Raw genomic sequence first — 16730 nt, forward strand, 5'->3', positions numbered from 1 at the left:
GCTTCACGATGACCGCACGTTTCAGCCGTCTGACCCGTCGCACGGCCCTGGCCGCCGGTGCAATGACATTGGCTATGCCCGCGGTGGTGCGCGCGCAGGGCGAGCCGATCAGGCTCGCGACCCTGACGCCGCTCACCGGCGCCGGTGGGCCCTATGGCCCGGTGATGGCCAAGGCCGCTGCCGCGGTGGTCGAGGAGGTCAACAAGGCGGGTGGCGTGCTGGGCCGCCGCGTGCAGCTCGTCAGCGAGGATGACCAGACCAATCCCGAAGCCGGCGTGCGCGCGGCGCGCAAGCTGATCGACGTCGACAAGGTCGCGGCGATCATGGGGACCTGGGCGTCGTCGGTGACGACGGCCGTGGCGCCGCTGTGCTGGGAAAGCAAGACCATGCTGTGCACGGTCTCGGGCGCCGACAGCATCACCCAGCTGCCGCACCAGGGCTATCTGATCCGCACCCAGCCCAACTCGACACTGCAGGTCCGGCGCCTGGGCGAGTACATCCTGTCGCTGGGCGCCAGGCGCGTGTTCCAGATGATCCCGCAGACGCCGTTCACGCAAAGCAGCATCACGCTGCTGGAGGCGGCCCTGAAGAAGGGCGGCGGCGATCAGGGCAGCCTGATCTACGACGACAAGAAGCCGACCTACCGCAGCGAGGTCGACCAGGCGCTGCGCTACAACCCCGACCTGATCTTCGCCGCCGGCTACACGCCCGATACCGTCGTGCTGCTGAAGGACCTGTTCCGCGCCGGCTTCAAGGGCAAGATCATCGGCTTCGCCTATTCGATCAACCAGAAGCTCATCGACCAGATCGGACAGGCCGACGTCGTCGAGGGCGTCTACACCTTCGCGCCGTCGCCGGCGGCGGATGCGACGGCATACGAGCGTGTGAAGAAGGTGGTCGGCACCGACAGCCCCGATCCGTACACCTGCCAGGTGTACGATCACGTGAACCTCGTGCTGATGGCGATCGCCGCCGCCAAGGAGGCGTCGGGCACCGCCATCCGCGACACGGTCCGCAAGGTCTCCCAGGGTGGCGGCAAGACCATCGATAACGCCGTCGACGGCATCAAGGCGATCACGGCCGGGGAGAAGGTCGACTATGTCGGCGCCAGCGGTCCCTGCGATTTCGACGAGAAGGGCGACATCATCGATTGCAAGTTCCGCTACGAGCAGGTCAAGGCCAACAAGCTGACCCTGCTGAAGATCGCGTGACGACACGTCTTCCCTCCCCACGCCGTGGGGAGGTGCCCCGAAGGGGCGGAGGGGAGCCGACGTGGTGTCAGTAATTGGTGTCTTCCGGATCTGCACCGCGTGGGGTCCCCCTCCGGCCTTCGGCCACCTCCCCCACGCTGTGGGGGAGGATTGATCCATGGACACCGTCCTGCAGGCGGCGCTGAACGGCCTGGTGTCGGGCACCATCCTGGCGCTGCCGGCGATCGGCTTCACGGCGATGTTCGCCGTCCTGCGCTACCCCAATTTCGCCGTGGCGGCGTTCGCGACCTTGGGCGCCTATGGCGGCTGGATGGCCAATGCCTGGCTCGGCTGGCCCGTGGTGGCAGCGCTGGTCGCGGCTTTCGCGCTCGCCGGGCTTGTCGGCGCCTGCATCGAGCGCGTGGCGCTTGAGCCGCTGCGCCCGGCCGGCCCGCTCACGGTGGCCATCGCCGCCATCGCGCTCAATGTCGTTATCGAGAACATCCTGCGCTTCTCGTTCGGCAACGACCTGCGCGGCTACGACCTGCCCCTGGCGCGCGATGTCCATTTCGCGGGCCTGCGCATCGCGCCGCAGCAGATCGAGAACCTGGCGCTGGCGCTGGCGGTGATGGCGGCGCTGTTCGGCTTTCTTGCCTTCACCCGCATCGGCAAGGCGATGCGGGCCACGGCCGACAACCCCGACCTGGCGCGGCTGAAGGGCATCGAGCCGCGCCGTGTCGAGCTGCTGGCTGTGCTCGTCGGGGCGGGCCTGTGCGGCGTCGGCGGCATGCTCCTGGGCCTGGACACCTCGGTCGATCCCCTGACCGGATTTCGTGTCGTGCTGTCGGTGTTCGCGGCGGCGGTGGTGGGCGGCCTGGGCAGCATTCCCGGCGCGGTCGCGGGTGCGCTGGTGATCGGACTGGCCGAGGAGCTGGCGACCCTGGCGGTGGCGCCGACCTACAAGAGCGCCGTCGGCTTCGTCGCCATCCTGCTGGTGCTGACCCTGCGGCCGCGCGGCCTTCTGGGCGAGCGGGCCTACTGATGTCGGGCTGGGCCAACTACATCGTCTTCATCATCGCCACCGGCGGCTTCTATGCCTTGCTGGCGCTGAGCCTGAATTTGATCTGGGGCGGCGCCGGCATGGTCAATCTCGGCCTGGCCGGCTTCTTCGCGCTGGGCGCCTATGCCTCGGCGCTGCTGACGGTGAGCGCGGGCGCGCCGATCGTGGCCGGCTTCGTCGGCGCGCTCGTCGTCGGTGCCGTCGGCGGCTATGTCGTGACCATGTCCACGACCCGGCTGCGCGGCGACTACCTGGCGATCGTCACCCTGGGCTTTGCCGAGACGATCCGCCTGATCGCCAACAACGAGATCTGGCTGACACGCGGCAGTGACGGTATCTCCGGCATCCCCGGCCCGTTCAGGGCTGCCCTGGGCGGCTGGTTCAACGCCGCTTACGCGGCCGGCACCGTCGCCCTCGTGGTCCTCGTCTGGTTCCTGCTGCGCCGGCTCGACCTGTCGCCGTACGGGCGCGCGCTGCGCGCCGTGCGCGAGGACCAGCAGGTGGCGCAGGTCGCCGGCAAGCGGATCCTGCGCTTCAAGATCGAGGCCTTCGCGATCTCGGCCGCCATCGCGGCGCTGGCCGGCGCGCTCTACGGCCACTTCAACAGCTATGTCGCGCCCGACGTCTTCCAGCCCCTGATCACGATCTACATCTTCCTGGCCGTGGCGGCCGGCGGGGTGGGGCGCGCTGCAGGCGCCGTGCTCGGCGCCTACCTGGTGATCTTCTTCCTCGAGGCGACGCGCTTCGCGGCGGCGGCGATCCCGGACCTGTCGCCTGTCCAGCACGCCGCCATCCGCGAGATGCTGGTCGGCCTGGCTCTGGTCCTGGTGCTGCGCTGGCGGCCGCAGGGCCTGCTGCCCGAGCATATCCCGCCGGCACCCCGTCCGGCTTCCACTTCGTGAGTGAGGACCATGACTCCCCTGCAACGCTGTCTCGATGCCCTGAAGCAGCCCGGCCAACCGCAGCCTTTCTACGCCGCGCTCGATCAGGCGGTCAGGGACACGGTCGGCCATATCCTGTTCACCTTGCTGTACCGCTCGCCCGATGGCAGGAAGGCTAAGCGCATCTATACCAACATGCCGAAGGAATATCCGGTCGGCGGCTTCAAGGAGATGAACGCCACGCCGTGGAGCGCGCACGTCATCGACGGCCGGCGCGCCTATGTCGGCCATACGGCCGACGATATCCGCTGGGCCTTCTACGATCATGAGCTGATCAGGTCGCTGGGTTGCGATTCGGTGATCAACATGCCGGTGATCTATGATGGCCGCGTGCTGGGCACGATGAACCTGTTGGCCGGCGCCCGTCACTACAGCGAGACCGATGTGCCGCGGCTGGAGCCCTTCGCCGCCCTGTTGATCGGACCCTTCCTGCAGGCCATCGACGCCGATCCTGACCGTTGATTTTCTTCCCACGCAAGCGTGGGAAGGGATGACTTGGCATCGGGACCGGCAGACGCCATATCTGCCGCTCATGCTCGGGAGCTGGACATGACCATTGCCTATGCGCCGGACGGAACGGCCGCCACCAAGCTGGGTGACCTGCCGACCTGGGACCTCGGCGACCTCTACGGCGGCATGGACGCGCCGCAGCTGCAGGCCGATCTCGAGGCTGCTTCGGCCGAGGCCAAGGATTTCGCCGCCCGCTACGAAGGCAAGCTCGCCGGCCTGACGGGTGATGCGCTGGCCGAGGCGATCGCCGCCTACGAGCGCATGCAGGAGCGGCTGGGCCGTGTCGGCTCCTACGCCGCGCTGCTCTACGCCGGCGACATGAGCGATCCCAGGATCGGGCAGTTCCAGCAGAACACGCAGGAGCGGATCACGGCGATCACCACCACGCTGCTGTTCTTCGCGCTGGAGATCAACCGCATCGAGGAAAAGGATATCGAAGCCAAGCTGGCCAGCGCTGCCCTGGCACGGTACCGGCCCTGGTTGCGCGACACCCGCGCCTTCCGGCCGCACCAGCTTTCCGACGAGCTGGAGAAGCTGCTGCACGAGAAGCATCTCAGCGGCCGCAGCGCCTGGACTCGGCTGTTCGACGAGACCATGGCGCGGCTGCGCTTTCCGCTCGATGGCAGGGACCTGACCTCGGCCGAGATCCTGCACCTGCTGTCGGACAAGGACGGCAGGGTGCGCGAGAAGGCGGCCAAGAGCTTCGGCAAGGTGATGGGCGACAACATCCAGGTGTTCGCCCTGCTGACCAACACGCTCGCGAAGGACAAGGAGATCGAGGACAAGTGGCGGCATTTCCCGCGGCCGCCGTCGGCCCGCAACCTGGGGAACCAGGTCGAGGACGCCGTGGTCGATGCCCTGGTGGCGGCGGTGAAGGATGCCTATCCGCGGCTGTCGCACCGCTACTACAAGCTCAAGGCGAAGTGGTTCGGCGTCGAGGTGCTGGACTATTGGGACCGCAACGCGCCGCTGCCCGATGCCGACGACCGCACGATCGCCTGGCCGGAGGCGACCCGCACGGTCATTGAAGCCTACAAGGCGTTCTCACCCGAGCTGGCGGCGGTCGGCAGCCGCTTCTTCGCCAATCGCTGGATCGATGTGCCAGTGCGTCCGGGCAAGGCGCCCGGTGCCTTCGCGCATCCCGTCGTGCCGTCGGTGCACCCTTATCTGCTGCTGAACTACCAGGGCAAGGTGCGCGACGTGATGACCCTGGCCCATGAGCTGGGGCACGGCGTGCACCAGATCCTGGCCGGGCCGCAGGGCTACCTGCAGGCCGACACGCCGCTCACCCTGGCCGAGACGGCCTCGGTGTTCGGCGAGATGCTGACCTTCCAGGCGCTGCTGAAGAGCGCGCCCGATGCGCGCACGCGCAAGGCGATGCTGGCCTCCAAGGTCGAGGACATGCTGAACACCGTGGTGCGCCAGATCGCGTTCTACGATTTCGAGGCCCGCCTGCACGACGAGCGCCGCCAGGGCGAGATCACGGCCGCGCGCATCGGCGAGCTGTGGCTGGCGGTGCAGGCCGAGAGCCTCGGGCCGGCCCTGCGCTTCGGCCCGGAATACGCCCACTACTGGGCCTACATCCCGCACTTCATCCATGTGCCGTTCTACGTCTACGCCTATGCCTTCGGCGACTGCCTGGTGAACTCGCTCTACGCCGTCTATCAGGCGGGCGCGCCCGGCTTCCAGGCCAGGTATCTCGACATGCTGCGGGCCGGCGGCACGTTGCGCCACAAGGAGCTGCTGGCGCCGTTCGGCCTCGATGCCAGCGACCCGGCGTTCTGGAGCCGCGGCCTGGAGATGCTCGCCGGCTTCATCGCGGAGCTGGAGGAGATGGGGTGACGCGCTCGATCTTCTGCCTTCCCCCGCTTGCGGGGGAAGGTGCCCGAATGGCGGATGGGGGATGCTTGAACGCAGGCACCGCGTCGATCGGCATCACCTCTGCTGCAGCGCCCCCCATCCGGCGCTTCGCGCCACCTTCCCCCGCAAGCGGGGGAAGGTAGGACGATCATGCCCCGCGACGACGAAGACAACAGCCTGTTCGGCCGTGTCGGCCGCTACGCCCGGGTCGGCGTGTCGGTGGGCGGCGTCGCGGCGCGCCTGGCCGGCCAGCGCTATCTCGGCCTCGACGTCGACCGCGACAAGAACGCGGCCGAGTTGCGCGCCGCCCTGGGCGGGCTGAAGGGGCCGCTGATGAAGGCGGCGCAGCTGCTGTCGACGATTCCCGATGCGCTGCCGGCCGAGTACGCGCGCGAGCTGGCGCAGCTTCAGGCCAATGCGCCGGCCATGGGCTGGGCCTTCGTCAAGCGCCGCATGGCGGGCGAGCTGGGGCCGGCATGGCAGGGCCGCTTCGCGAGCTTCGGCAAGGAGGCGGCCGCGGCCGCGTCGCTGGGCCAGGTGCACCGCGCCGTGCTCCAGGACGGCACGCCGGTGGCCTGCAAGCTGCAATACCCCGACATGGCATCGACGCTGGAGGCCGACCTCAACCAGCTGAAGATGATCTTCGGCATCGCGCGGCGCATGGACATCGCCGTGCACACGGAGGAGATCTTCAAGGAGATCGCCGACCGCCTGCGCGAGGAGCTGGACTACCGCCGCGAGGCGCGGCACGCCAGGCTCTATGCCCATATGCTGGCCGACGAGCCGCATGTGCATGTGCCGCAGATCGTCGATGCCCTCTCGACCGACCGCCTCCTGACCATGAAATGGCTGGACGGCGAGACGCTGCTGGCCTGGAAGGACCGGCCCCAGGGCGAGCGTGACACCCTGGCCTACAACATGTTCCGGGCCTGGTACGCGCCGTTCTATTTCCACGGCGTCATCCATGGCGATCCGCATCTGGGCAACTACACGGTGCGGCCCGATGGCGATGTGAACCTGATGGATTTCGGCTGCGTGCGCGTCTTTCCACCCAGCTTCGTGAAGGGCTCGATCGATCTCTACAAGGCGCTGCTGGCCGACGACGAGGACATGGCCGTCGCCGCCTACGAGCTGTGGGGCTTCAAGCGGCTGTCGCGCGAGATGATCCGGGCCCTGAACCGCTGGGCCGCCTTCCTCTACGGGCCGCTGATGGACGATCGCCCGCGGCGCATCGCCGAAGGATCGGCCGGCCAGTACGGCCGCGAGACGGCCAACTCGGTGTTCGGCGAGATCCGCAAGCTGGGCGGAGTCACCGTGCCGCGCGAGTTCGTGTTCATGGACCGGGCCGCGATCGGCTTGGGCTCGGTGTTCATCCACCTGCGCGCCGAGATCAACTGGTATCGCCTGTTCCAGGAGATGATCGGCGACTTCGACGTCGACGTGCTGGCGGCCCGGCAGCACGCTGCGCTACAGGCTGTCGGGCTGGGGACGCCAAGCAGCCCGTGAAGGGGATGATCGCCGGCTATCGGTGTGCGTCCACGAACGACAGCGGCAGCTCGGTCGTCGATTTGATCTCCTCCATGGCGAACATCGACGTGACGTCGCTGAGGTCGACCCTGGCGATCAGGCGCTTGTAGAAGGCATCGTAGGCCGCGATGTCGGGTAGCACCAGCCGCAGCAGGTAGTCGATCTCGCCGCTCATGCGGTAGCAGTCGACGACCTCGGGGAAATCGACCACGGCCTTGGCGAACTTCGCCAGCCACTGCGCATTGTGCTGGCTGGTGCGGACCGCGACGAAGACCGTCACGGCGGCATTGAGCGCGCTGCGGTCGAGCAGCGCGACACGCCGGCGGATGATGCCGGCCTCCTCCAGCTTCTGGATGCGCCGCCAGCACGGCGTGGTCGAGAGCCCGACCTTTGCGGCCACCTCGGCCACGGGCAGGGTGGCGTCGCGCTGCAGGAGGCGGAGAATCTTCAGATCATGTTCGTCGAGAGATATCATTCTACAGGCGCGTCCTATCCCGATATGATTTTCCTACAAGCTGCCTGGTTTCCCGCAAAACAGCAAACCCTTTTCCGGCCGTTGGCATATGCTATCCGGCGTTGCGAACATCATGGGTTCTGCCCGGAGTCATCATGCGTAAGCTCTTTGGCGCCTTCGTCGATCACCCGGCGTCCGTCGGCGAGTCCTATGGGCAGCACATGGGCATGGCGTTCAGCTTCGGCGGGCGCATGATCCTGGCCGGCATCGCGTGCCTGCTGCACGGGCTGCTGCCGTTCCTGTTCGTGACCACGGGCAGCGCCATGATCCGCGGTCTTCACCAGGAGATGGTGACCCATCGGCGCCGCGATCAGCATCCTGCCGCCGGCCTGGCGCGGCCGGCGGAATAGAGGCCGCGCTCGTATCAGTCGATGCGGCCGATCCGGCGCACCACCGCGCCCAGGCGGGCCGCGTCGGCTTCGAAGAACGTTCCGAACTCGGGCGCATCGAGATAGGCCACCGGCGAGCCGGCGCCGGCCAGGGCGCTGCCGACCGCCTCGCCGGTGATGGCCTGCTTCAGCGCGTCGCGCAGCCGGGCGACCACCGGCGCCGGCGTGCCGGAGGGCGCGAAGACTCCGGACCAGATGTAGTACTCGACGTCGTAGCCCAGCTCCTTCAGCGTCGGCACCTCGGGCAGCTGCGGCAGCCGCGCGGCGCTCCAGGCCGCGAGCGCGCGCAGCTTGCCGGCGGCGATATTGCCGGCCGCGACTGACGGGCCGAGCAGGCCGAGCTCGACCTCCTTGGAAAGGATGGCGCGCAGCGCCGGCCCGCCGCCGTTGTAGGGCACGTGGCTCATCTTGATGCCGGCGGCTGCCGTGAACATCTCGGTGGCGATGTGGTACGTGCCGTAGTTTCCGGATGATGCGTACGGAATCGCGCCCGGCCGCTGCCGCGCGGCATCGACCACGTCCTGCAGCGTGCGGTACGGGCTGTCGCCGGCGACCACCAGCAGGGTCGGGTCGGCGGTGACGCGCGCCAGGGGCACGAGCTGCTTCAGCTCGAAGGCAGCCGGCCGCGCGAACAGCCGATCCGCTTCGGGCAAGGTCGATATGCTGGCCAGGCCCATCAGCAGCGTGTAGCCGTCGGGCTTTGCGGTCGCGACCGAGGCGGTGCCGATGGCGCCGCCGGCGCCACCTTTGTTGAGCACGACGACCGGCTGCCCCAGGATGCGCTCGAGCGCTGCGGCCACAGGTCGCGCCGAGACGTCGGCGACCCCGCCGGGCGGGAACGGCACGACCATGGTGATGGGGCGCTGCGGATAAGTTTCGTCAGCGCGGCCTGGCGCTGCCGCCAGGATGGCGAAGGCAACGGCGAAGAGAGCGGCGATCGGGCGCATCCGGGGCTCCACCAACGATTGGCCGAGGTGATCTCCGGGGCGCATTTTGCGCCCGGCTGCGACGTTTGTCGCGGCCGGCGCCTTTGGTTTGCCCAGAACGCTCCGGTATTCTGCGGGTTTGAGATCGGGGTCCGGATCAAGATCAGGGAGCATCATGCCGCCACGCCGCCTCTTTCGACGTGCTCGTCCTCGCCGCCGCTGGCCGTGGTCTTTGCTGGCCCTTGTGCTGGTGGTGGCGATGAGCGGCGGGCTGGTGCTGCTGGCTTCCGACTGGTGGATCGAGCAGGCGGCGACGCCTTACGCCACCAACCGGATCGAGTCAGTGCCGCCGGCCGATGTGGCGCTGGTGCTGGGCACGGCGCCGCGCGTCGCGGGACAGCGGGCCAACCTCTATTTCGAGTATCGCCTGGACGCCGCCGCCGAGCTGCAGAAGGCCGGCAAGGTGAAGTACCTGCTGGTCAGCGGCGACAACCGGCACCACGACTACGACGAGCCGACCGCGATGCGCGACGGGCTGATCGCGCGCGGCGTGCCGGCCGAGGCGATCTATCGCGATTTCGCCGGCATCCGCACGCTCGATTCGGTGCTGCGGGCACGCGATGTCTTCGCGCAATCGCGTTATGTCGTGGTCTCGCAGGCGTTCCACAACCACCGCGCCATCTGGCTCGCGCGCCAGAACGGCATCGAGGCCTACGGCTTCGATGCCCATGACGTGCCGTTCGAGGACGCACCGATGGTGCGGCTGCGCCAGTACCTGTCGGCCGTGCGCGCGATCTATGACGTGATGGCCGGCTCGACGCCCCACCATGGCGGCCCGCGCGTCGAGATCGGCAGCGCGCCGCCGAACTGAGATAAGGCTGTCATCCCTCGCTGCGCTCGGGATGACGGTTCACCCCATCGGCACCGGCGTGATCAGCTTCTGGCCTGCGAAATGGGCCTTCAGGTTGCGCAGGACGAGGTCGGTCATGCCGCGCTGGGCGCGCTCGGTGCCGCCGCCCAGATGCGGCGTCATCACGACATTCTCCAGCGCCGGCAGGCGCGGGTGCACCGGTGGCTCCTGCTCGAACACGTCGAGCCCGGCGCCCTCGATCACGTTGTTCGCCAAGGCGTCGGCCAGGGCGGCCTCGTCGACCACCGAGCCGCGGGAGACATTGACCAGATAGCCGCGCGGCCCCAGCGCGCGCAGGAAATCGGCGTTCACCAGATGCCGGTTGCTGTCGTCGGCGCGGCAGGCGACCACCAGGTAGTCGGCCCATTGCGCCAGCGCCATGGGCGTCTCGAGGTAGCGGTAAGGAACGTCGTCGCGGCGCCGGCGGTTGTGGTAGGCGATCTCCATGTCGAAGGCCGCGGCGCGGGTGGCCACGCGCGTGCCGATGGCGCCCAGGCCGAGAATGCCGAGCCGGCCGCCGCCGAGCCCGGCGATCGGGCCGAACAGTCCCGAGACGCGCTTGTCCCACTTGCCGGCGCGGATGAAGCGGTCCGCCAGCACGACCCGGCGCGAGGCGGCCAGCAGCAGCGCCATGGCCATGTCGGCGACATCGGCGGCGTTGACGTCGGGGCTGTGGGTGACGGCGACATTGCGCTGCCGGGCGGCCTGCAGGTCGATGCGCTCGAAGCCGGTGCCGTAGCAGCAGATGATCGATACCTGCGGCAGGGCCGCCATCAGGGCGTCGCTGGCGCCCATGCTGCCCACCGTCACCAGGGCCCGGGCGCGGGCTGCCATGTCGGGGGTGACGAGGTTCGGCTCGGGCTTGGGGAGCGCGCCGACGATATCGAACGCCGCCCCGAAGGCGTCGCGGGCGGCGCGGGTGAAGGTGTAGCCCAGGAGGATGCCGGGTCGGACACCGTTTTGCATGATGCTTCCTCTCGGCAGACCGGAACGGATGGGAAACGCGCTGGCACGATGCCACAGCTTGCCTCGCGGTGCGACACGCTGACAGGGCGGGATGCGACGAGGGTTGGCAAATTCCCTGTCGATGCGGCATGTTGCGCCGCGAAAACCACAGGGACAGGTTCGCGCCGATGAAGATCGCCATCCCGAGAGAACGCCGGCCCAATGAAACGCGCGTCGCGGCGACGCCGGAGACCGTGAAGAAGCTGAAGGCGCTCGGCTTCGACTCGATCGTCGAAGCCGGGGCGGGCGAGGCGGCGGCTTATCCGGATGCCGACTATGCCGCGGCCGGCGCGACTGTCGCCGCCGACGCCGCGGCCACCTACGCCGAAGCCGACATCGTCTTCAAGGTCCAGCGGCCGATGCTGGCGGGCGAAGGCGAGCTGTCGGAGGTCGAGCTGCTGCGGCCGGGCACGACGCTGTTCGCGCCGCTGGGGGCTCTGGTGAACCGGCCGCTCATCGAGGCGCTGGCCGCGGCCAAGGTCGATGCCTTCGCCCTGGAGCTGACGCCGCGCATCACGCGCGCGCAGTCGATGGACGTGCTGAGCTCGCAGACCAACCTGGCCGGCTACAAGGCCGTGATCGACGCCGCCGCGGCATTCGCGCGCGTCTTCCCGATGATGATGACGCCGGCGGGCACCATCGCGCCGACCAAGGTCTTCATCATGGGCGTCGGCGTCGCCGGCCTGCAGGCCATCGCCACGGCGCGGCGGCTGGGCGCGGTGGTCTCGGCCACCGACGTGCGGCCGGCCACCAAGGAGCAGGTGCAGTCGCTGGGCGCGAAGTTCATCGCCGTCGAGGACGAGGAGTTCAAGGCTGCCGAGACCGCCGGCGGCTACGCCAAGGAGATGTCGGCGGCCTACCAGGCCAAGCAGGCGGCGCTGGTCGCCGAGCACCTCAAGGCGCAGGACATCGTGATCACCACGGCGCTGATTCCCGGCCGCAAGGCGCCGGTGCTGGTCAGCGAGGACATGGTGAAGACCATGAAGCCGGGGTCGGTGATCCTCGACATGGCCGTCGAGCAGGGCGGCAACTGCCCGTTGTCGGAATTCGGCAAGACCGTGGTGAAGCACGGCGTCAAGCTCGTCGGCCCGGCCAACCTGCCGGCCGGGCTCGCCACCGACGCCAGCGCGCTGTTCGCCCGCAACCTGCTGAACTTCATCACGCCGCTGGTCGACAAGGAGACCAAGGCGCTGAAGATCAGCCTGGACGACGAGGTGGTGAAGGGGGCGCTGGTGACGCAGCACGGCGCCATCGTGCACCCCTCGCTCACCGCTGCTGCCTGAGGCCGGGCGCGCCTCCACCATCCGCACGACGGGAGACTTGGCATGAACGACGAACTTGCAGGTCGCGCGGCCGCGATCGCCAAGCAGGCCGAGGAGCTGGCCAAGACGCTGGGCGCCTATGCCGACGCCGCGGTGGCGGCGGCGGCCAGCCCGGCGGCGCCGGCGGCCGCCAGCGGCCACATGCCGTTCATCACCTTGCTCACCATCTTCGCGCTGGCGTGCTTCGTGGGCTACTACGTGGTCTGGCGCGTGACCCCGGCGCTGCACTCGCCCCTGATGTCGGTCACAAACGCGATCTCCTCGGTGATCGTCGTCGGCGCCCTGCTGGCGGCCGGGCTGGCCGGAGTCAGCGGCGCGGAGACCTCGGCCAAGATCTTCGGCTTCGTGGCCGTGACACTGGCATCGGTGAACATCTTCGGCGGGTTCATCGTGACCCAGCGCATGCTGTCGATGTTCAAGAAGAAAACCGCGCCGGCGAAGAAGTAGGGCGGAGACTGAGCCAATGACCCAGGAACTCGCGTCCTACGGCTACCTCGTCGCGGCGATCCTCTTCATCATGTCGCTGCGCGGGCTGTCCTCGCCCGAGTCGGCCCGTGCCGGCAACCTCTACGGCGTGATCGGCATGGTGATCGCCATCGCGGTCACCGTGTCCATGCCCGGCGTGCTGAGCTGGTGGCTGATCCTGGCCGGCCTGGTGATCGGCGGCGCCATCGGCACGTTCATCTCGCTGCGCATCCGGATGACGGCTCTGCCGCAGCTTGTCGCCGCGTTCCATTCGCTGGTCGGCCTCGCCGCCGTGTTCGTGGCCAGCGCCGCCTACCTGGCGCCGGAGGCGTTCGGCATCGGCACCGCCGGCAACATCGCCACTGGCAGCCTGATCGAGATGGGCCTGGGCACGGCGATCGGCGCCATCACCTTCACCGGCTCTGTGATCGCCTTCGCCAAGCTGCAGGCGATCATGTCGGGCGCGCCGCTGGTGTTCCGAGGCCAGCATGCGCTGAACGCGGCCCTGGGCATCGCGCTGGTCGGCTTGCTGGTGTGGTTCGCGATCAAGGGCGCGCCGATCGCCTTCATCCTGCTGATCGTGCTGTCGCTGGCGCTGGGCTTCCTGCTGATCCTGCCGATCGGCGGCGCCGACATGCCGGTCGTGGTCTCGATGCTGAACTCGTACTCCGGCTGGGCGGCCGCGGGCATCGGCTTCACGCTGGCCAACACGGCGCTGATCGTCACCGGCGCGCTGGTGGGCAGCTCGGGCGCGATCCTGAGCTACATCATGTGCAAGGGCATGAACCGCTCGATCTTCAACGTGATCCTGGGCGGCTTCGGCACCGACGGCGGCACGGCGGTCTCGGCCGCCAAGAGCGACAAGCCGGTCAAGGCCGGCTCGGCCGAGGACGCGGCGTTCCTGATGAAGAACGGCGGCAGCGTCATCATCGTGCCGGGCTATGGCATGGCGGTGGCGCAGGCGCAGCACGCGCTGCGCGAGATGGCCGACCTGCTGAAGAAGGCCGGCGTGCAGGTGCGCTACGCCATCCATCCGGTGGCCGGCCGCATGCCTGGCCACATGAACGTGCTGCTGGCCGAGGCCAACGTGCCCTACGACGAGGTCTTCGAGCTCGACGAGATCAACCGCGACTTCGCCGCCACGGACGTCGCCTTCGTGATCGGCGCCAACGACGTCACCAACCCGGCGGCCAAGACCGATCCCCAGAGCGCGATCTACGGCATGCCGATCCTCGAGGTCGACAAGGCGAAGACCGTTCTGTTCGTGAAGCGCGGCATGTCGTCGGGCTATGCCGGCGTCGACAACGAGCTGTTCTTCCGCGACAACACCATGATGCTGTTCGCCGATGCCAAGAAGATGACCGAGGACATCGTCAAGGCGCTCGAGCACAGCCACTGATCTATTCCTCCCCCAGCGAAGCTGGGGGAGGAATATAGGGCCTAGCCCTTCGCCAGCCCGGCCTTGACCAGGATCGGCTTGATGTCGTGGAAATACTTCTCCGCGAAGGCACGGTAGTCGGCCGGGCTCTTGTACCAGGAGCTCTGGATGAACTGGGCCAGCAGCTTGTCGTGCTCCGGATCGGCCATGGCGGCCTTGAAGGCATCGTGCACGGCGCTCACCACGTTCTGCGGCAGATCCTTGGGACCCACGAGGCCGTAGGGGCTCTGGCCCACGGCCTTGATGCCGCGCTCGGTGAGCGTCGGCGCGTCCGGGAACTTGGGGAAGCGCTCTTCCGTCGCCATGGCCAGGATGCGGACCTGCTTGGCTTCGACGAACGGCGCCCATTGGGCCGCGTCGGCGATGAAGTCGATATGCCCGCCCATCAGCGCCTGCATCCATTCGGCGCCGCCCTTGTAGGGCACGGACGTGAACCTCGAGCCGGTGGCCTGCTCGACCTCGATCATCAGGAGCTGCCCGGTGCCGCCGGCGCCGCTGGTGCCGTAGTTGTACTTCTCCGGCTCGCGCTTGCCGGCCGTGATCAGGTCCTCGATCGACTGCCAGGGCGAGTCGGTGCGCACGACGATGCCCATGGTGTAGGCCGACAGGCCGATGATGTAGCTGAAGTCGCGCAGCGGATTCCAGCTGACGTCCTGGTAGTGGGGGTAGCGCAGGCTGTTGATGCTCATGCAGGCCAGCGTATGGCCGTCCGGCTTGGCGTGCTGCATCTGCGCCGCCGCCAGCGTCCCCCCGGCCCCGACCTTGGGCTCGATCAGCACCGGCTGACCCAGCGTCTTGGCGGCACGTTCGGCCAGGAAGCGCATATGGACGTCGGTGACGCCGCCGGGCGCGAACGGGTTGTAGATGCTGATCGGCCGGCTCGGCCGCCACGGCGCCTGGGCGCGGGCGATCGACGGCGCGGCCGCGACGCCGGCGGCGGCGAGCGCGCTGAAGCGGCGGCGGCTGATGGCGGGGGGCTTCTCTCGATACGGCACGGGCGGTCCTTCGGTAAGGTGGCTGTCAGGGATCGCCCAGCGCCTACGCGAGTCGCGCGGCGCAATCAATCGGGCCGGACGCGGCCATCCGCCTCAGTGCGCGTGGCTGGCGCCGTAGCGGTGGATATGCAGCGGCTGGCGGGCGAGGCCGGGACAGAACGCGCCGACGACCTTCTCCAGCCGGTCGCAGACCGCCTTGGCAGGCCGGGTGGCCCGCTGCAGCCGCTCGCGGACCTCGTCGACCTCGCGCGCCAGCGTCGCCAGGTCGACCGTCAGCAGCTTGCGGTTCTCGACCACCATGCGGCCGCCGACCATGACGGAATGCACGGCCGTGCCGTCCTCGGCATGGACCAGCGCGTTGACGGGATCGTTGCACGGCATCCAGTTGGGATGCGCCAATTCGAGGAACACGATGTCGGCCTTGCAGCCCGGCGCCAGCCGGCCGATGTCGTCGCCGAAGCCCAGGGCGCGGGCGCTGCCCAGGGTGGCGGCGTGCAGCGCCTCGTCGGTCGTGATCCAGCGCTCGATGTCGGGGCCCTGGACCTTGGATGCGAAGGAGGCCAGGCGCATCGCTTCGTACATGTTCTGATTGTCGGCGCACGAGGCGCCGTCGGTGCCGATGCCGACATTGACCTTGCGCTCGAGCATGCCGCGCATATCGGCCAGGCCACTGCCCAGCCGCATGTTGCTGCCGGGGTTGTGCGCGACCGAGGCGCCCTTGTCGCCCAGCAGCTGCATGTCGTCATGGTCCAGCCAGACGCCGTGGGCGACGGTGAAGTCCGGGCCGACGATGCCCAGCGCGTCCAGGTGCCAGGTCAGCGAGGTGCCGTAGCGCTGATAGCCGGCAATCACCTGGACCTTCGATTCCGATACATGGGTATGCATGCCCACGCCGTAGTCGCGGGCCAGATCGCGGCAGGCGGCCAGGAACGGATCGCTGCAATGATGCGGGATGGTCGGCGCCAGGGCCGGCCGCACCAGCGCGCGATCGTACGACCAGCCGTGCAGGATCTTCTTCATCTGCCGGATGCTGGCGCGATAGGGGGCCAGCCGGAAGGCCTCCGCTTCCCGGCGCAGCGCCGGCGGCAGCCGGTCCATCAGGCCCGGGATGGCGTCGAAGAAGCTGATATCGGCCGTCATCGGCGCCAGCACCGCCCGCAGGCCGGCGTCGCTGTAGGCACGTGCCACGGCGTCGATGCCGTCGACCGAAGGCGTCGGGAATTCGGCCATCAGGTCGTAGGTGGCGGTGCAGCCTTTGAGCAGCATCTCGCAGGCTACCAGCAGCGCCGACAGGTACTTGTCGCGGACCGTGCGGCCGCCGCCCAGCCAGGGACCGGCGGTGAGCAGCAGCTCCAGCGTCCAGCGATCACCCAGGCCGCGTGCCAGGCCGCCATGGCTGTGCATATGGGCGTTGACCAGCCCGGCATGCAGCAGCCGGCCCTGCGCATCGATCGTCGAGGCGTCCTGCGGCGCCGCCATCTTCGGCCGGCCGATGGCGGCGATGGTGTCGCCCTTGATCAGGATATCGGCTGCGACGGCTTGTCGCTTTCCCGGATCGATCATCCGGCCGCCACGGATGACCGTGTGTGTCGTTGCCTTGACCATCGCTCTCCCCACTCTGTGAAGAGCACGATGCCGATGCGCACGGCGGTCTGCAATGCCATGCCGAAAATCAAAA

General features: G+C 68.6%; 16 protein-coding genes. 11 read left to right on the plus strand and 5 right to left on the minus strand.

The window, feature by feature from the left end:
• The first annotated feature begins 8 nt into the window (after positions 1-8).
• The 6 genes from FHP25_RS31775 to FHP25_RS31800 all read left to right on the plus strand — a co-directional run bounded on the left by FHP25_RS31775 (position 9) and on the right by FHP25_RS31800 (position 7067).
• Entirely contained in the window at positions 9-1211 is a 1203-nt protein-coding gene (locus FHP25_RS31775; RefSeq protein ID WP_147851019.1) for an ABC transporter substrate-binding protein, read from the plus strand.
• Between the two features lie 157 nt (positions 1212-1368).
• Positions 1369-2232, plus strand: a complete 864-nt coding sequence (locus tag FHP25_RS31780) for a branched-chain amino acid ABC transporter permease (RefSeq protein WP_147851020.1) — start codon at positions 1369-1371, stop codon at positions 2230-2232.
• Positions 2232-3152 carry a branched-chain amino acid ABC transporter permease gene (locus FHP25_RS31785; protein WP_147851021.1) on the plus strand — a complete coding sequence of 307 codons (921 nt, stop codon included), beginning with the start codon at positions 2232-2234 and terminating at the stop codon, positions 3150-3152. Before FHP25_RS31780 ends, FHP25_RS31785 begins: the two co-directional genes overlap by 1 nt.
• Positions 3153-3161: 9 nt before the next feature.
• Complete coding sequence (locus FHP25_RS31790; protein WP_147851022.1) at positions 3162-3653, plus strand: GAF domain-containing protein; 492 nt, start codon at positions 3162-3164, stop codon at positions 3651-3653.
• A gap of 87 nt (positions 3654-3740) precedes the next feature.
• Complete coding sequence (locus FHP25_RS31795) at positions 3741-5543, plus strand: M3 family oligoendopeptidase (RefSeq protein WP_147851023.1); 1803 nt, start codon at positions 3741-3743, stop codon at positions 5541-5543.
• Positions 5544-5711: 168 nt separating this feature from the next.
• Complete coding sequence (locus tag FHP25_RS31800; protein WP_147851024.1) at positions 5712-7067, plus strand: ABC1 kinase family protein; 1356 nt, start codon at positions 5712-5714, stop codon at positions 7065-7067.
• A gap of 16 nt (positions 7068-7083) precedes the next feature.
• Here the strand turns inward: FHP25_RS31800 and FHP25_RS31805 are convergent, their stop codons facing one another.
• Positions 7084-7563, minus strand: a complete 480-nt coding sequence (locus FHP25_RS31805; RefSeq protein ID WP_147851025.1) for an Lrp/AsnC family transcriptional regulator — start codon at positions 7561-7563, stop codon at positions 7084-7086.
• 134 nt (positions 7564-7697) lie between these two features.
• Between FHP25_RS31805 and FHP25_RS31810 the strand changes: the two genes are divergently transcribed.
• Positions 7698-7952, plus strand: coding sequence for a DUF6356 family protein (locus FHP25_RS31810; protein ID WP_147851026.1), 255 nt, complete (start codon positions 7698-7700; stop codon positions 7950-7952).
• A 14-nt stretch (positions 7953-7966) separates the two neighbouring features.
• Here FHP25_RS31810 and FHP25_RS31815 read toward each other — a convergent pair whose 3' ends face one another.
• Positions 7967-8938, minus strand: coding sequence for a tripartite tricarboxylate transporter substrate binding protein (locus FHP25_RS31815; RefSeq protein ID WP_147851027.1), 972 nt, complete (start codon positions 8936-8938; stop codon positions 7967-7969).
• Positions 8939-9149: 211 nt separating this feature from the next.
• Here FHP25_RS31815 and FHP25_RS31820 point away from each other — a divergent pair, with 211 nt between their 5' ends.
• On the plus strand, positions 9150-9788 hold the full coding sequence (locus FHP25_RS31820) for a SanA/YdcF family protein (protein WP_178133934.1): 639 nt from the start codon (positions 9150-9152) through the stop codon (positions 9786-9788).
• Positions 9789-9827: 39 nt separating this feature from the next.
• Here FHP25_RS31820 and FHP25_RS31825 read toward each other — a convergent pair whose 3' ends face one another.
• Positions 9828-10793 (minus strand): NAD(P)-dependent oxidoreductase, encoded by a 966-nt coding sequence (locus FHP25_RS31825; RefSeq protein WP_147851029.1) that lies wholly within the window; start codon positions 10791-10793, stop codon positions 9828-9830.
• A 167-nt stretch (positions 10794-10960) separates the two neighbouring features.
• Here FHP25_RS31825 and FHP25_RS31830 point away from each other — a divergent pair, with 167 nt between their 5' ends.
• From FHP25_RS31830 to FHP25_RS31840, 3 genes are read left to right on the plus strand one after another with little or no spacing between them, the layout of a single operon-like run.
• Positions 10961-12115, plus strand: a complete 1155-nt coding sequence (locus FHP25_RS31830; protein ID WP_147851030.1) for a Re/Si-specific NAD(P)(+) transhydrogenase subunit alpha — start codon at positions 10961-10963, stop codon at positions 12113-12115.
• Between the two features lie 42 nt (positions 12116-12157).
• Positions 12158-12601: an NAD(P) transhydrogenase subunit alpha gene (locus FHP25_RS31835; protein ID WP_147851031.1), complete on the plus strand. Its 444-nt coding sequence runs from the start codon at positions 12158-12160 to the stop codon at positions 12599-12601.
• 16 nt (positions 12602-12617) lie between these two features.
• Positions 12618-14018, plus strand: a complete 1401-nt coding sequence (locus FHP25_RS31840; protein ID WP_147851032.1) for an NAD(P)(+) transhydrogenase (Re/Si-specific) subunit beta — start codon at positions 12618-12620, stop codon at positions 14016-14018.
• Positions 14019-14059: 41 nt separating this feature from the next.
• Here FHP25_RS31840 and FHP25_RS31845 read toward each other — a convergent pair whose 3' ends face one another.
• Together FHP25_RS31845 and FHP25_RS31850 are read right to left on the minus strand one after the other, a co-directional pair.
• Positions 14060-15052: a tripartite tricarboxylate transporter substrate binding protein gene (locus FHP25_RS31845; protein ID WP_147851033.1), complete on the minus strand. Its 993-nt coding sequence runs from the start codon at positions 15050-15052 to the stop codon at positions 14060-14062.
• A gap of 93 nt (positions 15053-15145) precedes the next feature.
• The gene (locus FHP25_RS31850; protein WP_147851034.1) at positions 15146-16657 is read right to left on the minus strand and encodes an amidohydrolase family protein; all 1512 of its coding nucleotides are present in this window, start codon (positions 16655-16657) and stop codon (positions 15146-15148) included.
• Positions 16658-16730 lie beyond the last annotated feature (73 nt).

This window comes from Vineibacter terrae, from assembly GCF_008039615.1.
Taxonomy (GTDB): domain Bacteria; phylum Pseudomonadota; class Alphaproteobacteria; order Reyranellales; family Reyranellaceae; genus Vineibacter; species Vineibacter terrae.

Coding starts and splice junctions, on each gene's coding strand:
- FHP25_RS31775 (WP_147851019.1), top strand. CDS start 9: ATGACCGCACGTTTCAGCCGTCTGACCCGTCGCACGGCCCTGGCCGCC.
- FHP25_RS31780 (WP_147851020.1), top strand. CDS start 1,369: ATGGACACCGTCCTGCAGGCGGCGCTGAACGGCCTGGTGTCGGGCACC.
- FHP25_RS31785 (WP_147851021.1), top strand. CDS start 2,232: ATGTCGGGCTGGGCCAACTACATCGTCTTCATCATCGCCACCGGCGGC.
- FHP25_RS31790 (WP_147851022.1), top strand. CDS start 3,162: ATGACTCCCCTGCAACGCTGTCTCGATGCCCTGAAGCAGCCCGGCCAA.
- FHP25_RS31795 (WP_147851023.1), top strand. CDS start 3,741: ATGACCATTGCCTATGCGCCGGACGGAACGGCCGCCACCAAGCTGGGT.
- FHP25_RS31800 (WP_147851024.1), top strand. CDS start 5,712: ATGCCCCGCGACGACGAAGACAACAGCCTGTTCGGCCGTGTCGGCCGC.
- FHP25_RS31805 (WP_147851025.1), bottom strand. CDS start 7,563: ATGATATCTCTCGACGAACATGATCTGAAGATTCTCCGCCTCCTGCAG.
- FHP25_RS31810 (WP_147851026.1), top strand. CDS start 7,698: ATGCGTAAGCTCTTTGGCGCCTTCGTCGATCACCCGGCGTCCGTCGGC.
- FHP25_RS31815 (WP_147851027.1), bottom strand. CDS start 8,938: ATGCGCCCGATCGCCGCTCTCTTCGCCGTTGCCTTCGCCATCCTGGCG.
- FHP25_RS31825 (WP_147851029.1), bottom strand. CDS start 10,793: ATGCAAAACGGTGTCCGACCCGGCATCCTCCTGGGCTACACCTTCACC.
- FHP25_RS31830 (WP_147851030.1), top strand. CDS start 10,961: ATGAAGATCGCCATCCCGAGAGAACGCCGGCCCAATGAAACGCGCGTC.
- FHP25_RS31835 (WP_147851031.1), top strand. CDS start 12,158: ATGAACGACGAACTTGCAGGTCGCGCGGCCGCGATCGCCAAGCAGGCC.
- FHP25_RS31840 (WP_147851032.1), top strand. CDS start 12,618: ATGACCCAGGAACTCGCGTCCTACGGCTACCTCGTCGCGGCGATCCTC.
- FHP25_RS31850 (WP_147851034.1), bottom strand. CDS start 16,657: ATGGTCAAGGCAACGACACACACGGTCATCCGTGGCGGCCGGATGATC.